Raw genomic sequence first — 4294 nt, forward strand, 5'->3', positions numbered from 1 at the left:
GCCCCTCACCCGCCTTCGGCACCCTCTCCCCGCTGGCGCAGGGAGAGGGGAAAGAGCGTCAGACCCGCAGCGCCGCGACCGACGCGTCCTGCGCCTGCGCGTACAGGGCGAACGGGTCGTGGATCTTCGCGCCGAGTGCGGTTTCGAACGCGTCCTGGTTGGCATGCGCGTCGTACGCGCGTTGTTCTCCGCCGCCGAGGTTGGACTGGAAGATGCCTGCCGCGCTGACCGGCAGGAAGTCCTCGTAGATGATCGGATCGACGACGGCATGACCGGCATCGACCAGCGCATCGGGCGATATCGCTGCGCGCTCGGATGCCGGCAGCGCGGCGCCCCGGTCGGTCAGGCGGTAGCGGAAGTAGCCCAGGCCTTCGCGGCGCAGCGTGGTCTCGTCATCCGGGAACGCCGCGAAAGCCGCCGCCAGCCGCTGCGGATAGTCGGCCGACGTGTTGCCGGCGCCGCCCGCCTGGCGCACCTGTGCGAGCAGGCGGTCGTACAACTCGCGGCCGGCCGGTGTCAGCGCCAGGCCGCGCTGCTCGATCTCGCCGAAGCGCGCGCTGTGGCTGCCGGGCACGAGCGTGCCGGTGGCGTCGGGGAAGGCGACTTCCTCTTCCAGTGCCTTGAAGCTGGTCTGGCGCAGCAGGATCGGCACGGCGCGGCGTGGCGGACCCTCGATCAGCGCCTTGGCCTGGATGCCGCGTCCCAGCATCGCGGCCTGCGCGGCGTCGATGTCCAGCGTGCGCGGGGTGAGGTGGTTGATGTGCGGGCCGCGGAAGCTGACCACGTCGGCCACCAGGCGGTGCAGGCCGTGCAGCGCGCGGTAGGTCTCCAGCGAGACGGTCGCATCGCCATGCCAGCGGAAGGTTTCCAGCACTTCGGCGACGAAGCGCYGCGCATCGTTGTCGTCCAGTCCGCCGTCCCGTTCGGCTTGCGCGACCAGCGCGCGCGCGTCGGCGGTGAAGATGTCGCGGCGGGCCAGGATCGCTTCGGCCTCGGCGCGCAGCGCGGCGTCCGCGATCAGCTCCAGCCGCAGCAGCGAGGTGAAGATGCGGAACGGGTTGGCGGCCAGCGCCTCTTCCGTCAGCGGACGGAACGCGGTCGCGTGCACCGGCACGCCGGCCACGGTGAGGTCGTAGTAACCCACCGGGTGCATGCCCATCAGCGCGAACACGCGCCCGAGCATCGCCAGCTCGGCCGGCGTCCCGACGCGGATCGCGCCGTGGCGCTCCAGGTCCAGGCGTCCGGTCTCGCCCGTGCGCTGCAGCCGCTCGGCCAGCGCAGGATCGCGTTGCAGCGTGTCGGCATTGATGTCGCCGACCAGCGTGATCAGGTCGCCRTACAGCGGCACCTCGGCGCGGTACATGTCGGACATGGCCTGGGCGAACAGGCCGCGGATGCGGTCGGGCGAAACGAAGGCGGTCATGGGATTCTGCGTGCGGGCGGCGTGGGGCCGCCGGGGGCGCGTATTGTCGCCGCCCGCGCCCGCCCGGGCCACTCTCAGTGCCCCTGGCGAACCTTTTTCCCGCTTCCCGGGAGGTATCCGGGCGGGCCGAACAGCGTCATGGCGACCTGCCTGATGCCACGCGTACGGCGCAGGTCGCGGGCCAGCTTCACCCAGGCATGGAACGCGATCTTCACCGGGTTGTAGCTGTGTACCGGCTCCACCAGGCCGTAGCGGATCGGCACGCCGGGACGTTCCTCGCGACAGGTGCCGAACAACCGGTCGAACACGATCAGCACGCCGCCGTAGTTGCAGTCCAGGTATTCCGGATTGCTGGCGTGGTGCACGCGATGGTGCGACGGCGTGTTGAAGACGAACTCGATGGCGCGCGGCAGGCGCGGCACCAACTCGGTGTGCAGCCAGTATTGGTACAGCAGGTTCAGTGCCAGCGCGCCGACCACGTACGGCACCGGAAAGCCCAGCCAGACCAGGGGGCCGAAGAACACCGCCGCGCCGGTGAGCTTGCCGGTCCAGCCGAGGCGGTAGGCGGTGGACAGGTTGTACTGCTCGGCCGAGTGGTGCACCGAATGGTTCAGCCAGAACCATCGCACGCGGTGGTCGGCACGGTGCATCGCGTAGTAGCAGAGCTCCTGGCCGAGGAAGAGCGCGATCCAGTGCCACGCCTGGTCCATCGCGATCGTGGTCACGCGGAACTCCCAGATCGCGAACAGCAGCACGCCGACGATGCCGCCCTGGACCACCAAGCCCGTCAGGGCGCGGCCCACGGCATCGCCGAAGGACGCCCAATATCCCTTCCAGTCGTAGCGCACACCTCGCCGCGCGAGCCACGCGGCTTCCATCGCCGCGATCAGCGCGAACACCAGTAGCGGCAGTCCGACGAAGACGCGCATGCGGTCCATGGCGCGGCCCTACCGCCCGCGCCGTTCGGCGAGCTTCTCGCCCGCTGCGCGCATTTCGTCGGGCGAAAGCTTGCCGTCGCCGTTCGCATCCAGGGTATCGAAGCGCTTGGCGATGCGCGGCAGCTTGGCGTCGGCCTCGGCCTTGTCGATCAGGCCGTCGCCGTTGGCATYGGCGGCTTTGAGGCGTTCCTGCAGCGTGGCTTTCTGTTCGTCGGTCAGGGTGCGCTGCTGCGCGTGGGCCGGCGCCACCAGCGAGAACATCGACAGGGCGGTGGCGAAGGGAAGCAGGATGGATCGGGACATGGCGTTCTCCAGGACGTGAAGGAAGGTGCAGGCGCGACGGGTGGGAGGGCGTCCATGCGGCATAGGGGATGCCTGCCGTCGCGCCTGCAGAAAGGTGTGGTCGTCAGTGGCCGCGCGGGCAGGCGATGGTCTCGCCGCTGGCGTTGGTGCAGGTGCCGGTGTGCGACACGGTGCCGCCGGACACCGTGGTGCTGCCGGTGTAGCTGTTGCCGTTCGCGCCGGTGGCGGTGGTGTCGCGTGCGCCGGTCACGTTGCCGTCCGCATCGCGGCTGATGCCGCCGGTGGTGCTGGCGGTGCCGCCGTTGGGTCCGTTCGCGTAGGCGCTGCCCTGGCGGCCGGCACTCCCATCGGCATTGCGGTAGGCGCTGCGGTCGTAGCCGGCACTACCGCCGTTGGCACCGCTGATGGCGCCGCTGCGTGCGGCAGTGGCATTGCCCTGGCCGTCGGCCTGCCAGCTGCGCTGGCGCTGGCTGTCGAAGCGCGCATTGCTGCGCTCGACTGCGACATTGCCGCCTTGTGCGGTGCGCTGCACGGCACGGCTGCGCTCGCGGGCTTCGGCATGGTCGGCGAACAGGGTGCTGGCGCACAGGGCGAAGGTGGCGGCGATCAGGAGCGGGGTCTTGCTCATGGCGGAATCCTCATTGGGGTGCGGGATGGCCGCACGGGTAAGCAGCGGCAGGGCCACGGTAGGGCGGGCAACGCGGGCAGGTGTGTCGCGGTTGACAGCAGATGTGTCTGCCGGCCGCGCTCGAAACATCTGCTTACAAACAGGCCGTGGGCGGGGTTTGCCGGGCGTCGCGGCGGCGGGCGATAGTGGCTCCATGGAAGACGCCCTGCCCCGTGTGCTGTTGGTCGACGACGACGTGCGCTTGCGCGAGCTGCTGCAGCGCTACCTGCAATCGCAGGGCTTCGACGTGCGCGGCGCCGGCGACGGCGCGCAGATGCGGCAGGCGCTGGACCGCGGCCACTTCGACCTGATCGTGCTCGACCTGATGCTGCCCGGCGAGAACGGCCTGGAGCTGTGCCGCCGCCTGCGCGGCCAGGGCGACGCGACGCCGATCGTGATGCTGACGGCGAAGGGCGATGAGATCGATCGCATCGTCGGGCTCGAAATCGGCGCCGACGACTACGTGCCCAAGCCGGTGAACCCGCGCGAGTTGCTGGCGCGCATACGTTCGGTGCTGCGACGTACGCGTCCGGTGCCCGGTGCACCGCAGGCCGACGGCGGCGAGGTGGTGTTCGGGCCTTTCACGCTCGACCTGGGCCGGCGCGAACTCACCCGCGACGGTGTGCTGTTGCGCCTGACCAGCGGCGAGTTCGCGGTGTTGTCGGTGCTGCTTCGGCATCCGCGCCAGCCGCTCAGCCGCGACCGCCTGATGAGCCTGGCGCGCGGCCGCGAGCACGAGGCGTTCGAACGCAGCATGGACGTGACCATCGCGCGCCTGCGCCGCCTGCTGGAAGACGATCCGCGCCAGCCGCGCCTGATCCAGACGGTGTGGGGCGTGGGCTATGTGTTCGTGCCGCCGGAGGCCACGCCATGAGGTCGCCATTGCCCCGCAGTGTGTTCGGCCAACTGGCGCTGGTGATCACCCTGGTGCTGATCGGTGCGGGCGTGCTGGCGGTCCTGCTC

At 70.3% G+C, this 4294-nt stretch carries 5 protein-coding genes; 1 reads left to right on the forward strand and 4 read right to left on the reverse strand.

Annotation, left to right across the window (positions count from 1 at the left end; all coding sequences use genetic code 11):
* Positions 1-58 precede the first annotated feature (58 nt).
* The 4 genes from hglS to AC04L7_RS13245 form a co-directional block, all read right to left on the reverse strand.
* The gene (gene hglS / locus AC04L7_RS13230) at positions 59-1423 is read right to left on the reverse strand and encodes a 2-oxoadipate dioxygenase/decarboxylase HglS (RefSeq protein WP_475513173.1); all 1365 of its coding nucleotides are present in this window, start codon (positions 1421-1423) and stop codon (positions 59-61) included.
* Between the two features lie 74 nt (positions 1424-1497).
* Complete coding sequence (locus AC04L7_RS13235) at positions 1498-2361, reverse strand: sterol desaturase family protein (RefSeq protein WP_435995893.1); 864 nt, start codon at positions 2359-2361, stop codon at positions 1498-1500.
* Between the two features lie 9 nt (positions 2362-2370).
* Positions 2371-2664 (reverse strand): EF-hand domain-containing protein, encoded by a 294-nt coding sequence (locus AC04L7_RS13240; protein WP_475513174.1) that lies wholly within the window; start codon positions 2662-2664, stop codon positions 2371-2373.
* Positions 2665-2767: 103 nt separating this feature from the next.
* Positions 2768-3292, reverse strand: a complete 525-nt coding sequence (locus AC04L7_RS13245; protein ID WP_435995897.1) for a hypothetical protein — start codon at positions 3290-3292, stop codon at positions 2768-2770.
* Positions 3293-3485: 193 nt separating this feature from the next.
* Between AC04L7_RS13245 and ompR the strand changes: the two genes are divergently transcribed.
* A complete protein-coding gene (gene ompR / locus AC04L7_RS13250) occupies positions 3486-4205 on the forward strand; it encodes an osmolarity response regulator transcription factor OmpR (protein ID WP_435995899.1) in 720 nt (239 codons plus the stop codon).
* Positions 4206-4294 lie beyond the last annotated feature (89 nt).

The organism is Pseudoxanthomonas sp. LjRoot204_2, from assembly GCF_056175765.1.

What these genes read in the sequence shown, in the direction of transcription:
- AC04L7_RS13245 (WP_435995897.1), bottom strand. Translation starts at nt 3,292, where the DNA reads ATGAGCAAGACCCCGCTCCTGATCGCCGCCACCTTCGCCCTGTGCGCC.
- ompR (WP_435995899.1), top strand. Translation starts at nt 3,486, where the DNA reads ATGGAAGACGCCCTGCCCCGTGTGCTGTTGGTCGACGACGACGTGCGC.
- AC04L7_RS13235 (WP_435995893.1), bottom strand. Translation starts at nt 2,361, where the DNA reads ATGGACCGCATGCGCGTCTTCGTCGGACTGCCGCTACTGGTGTTCGCG.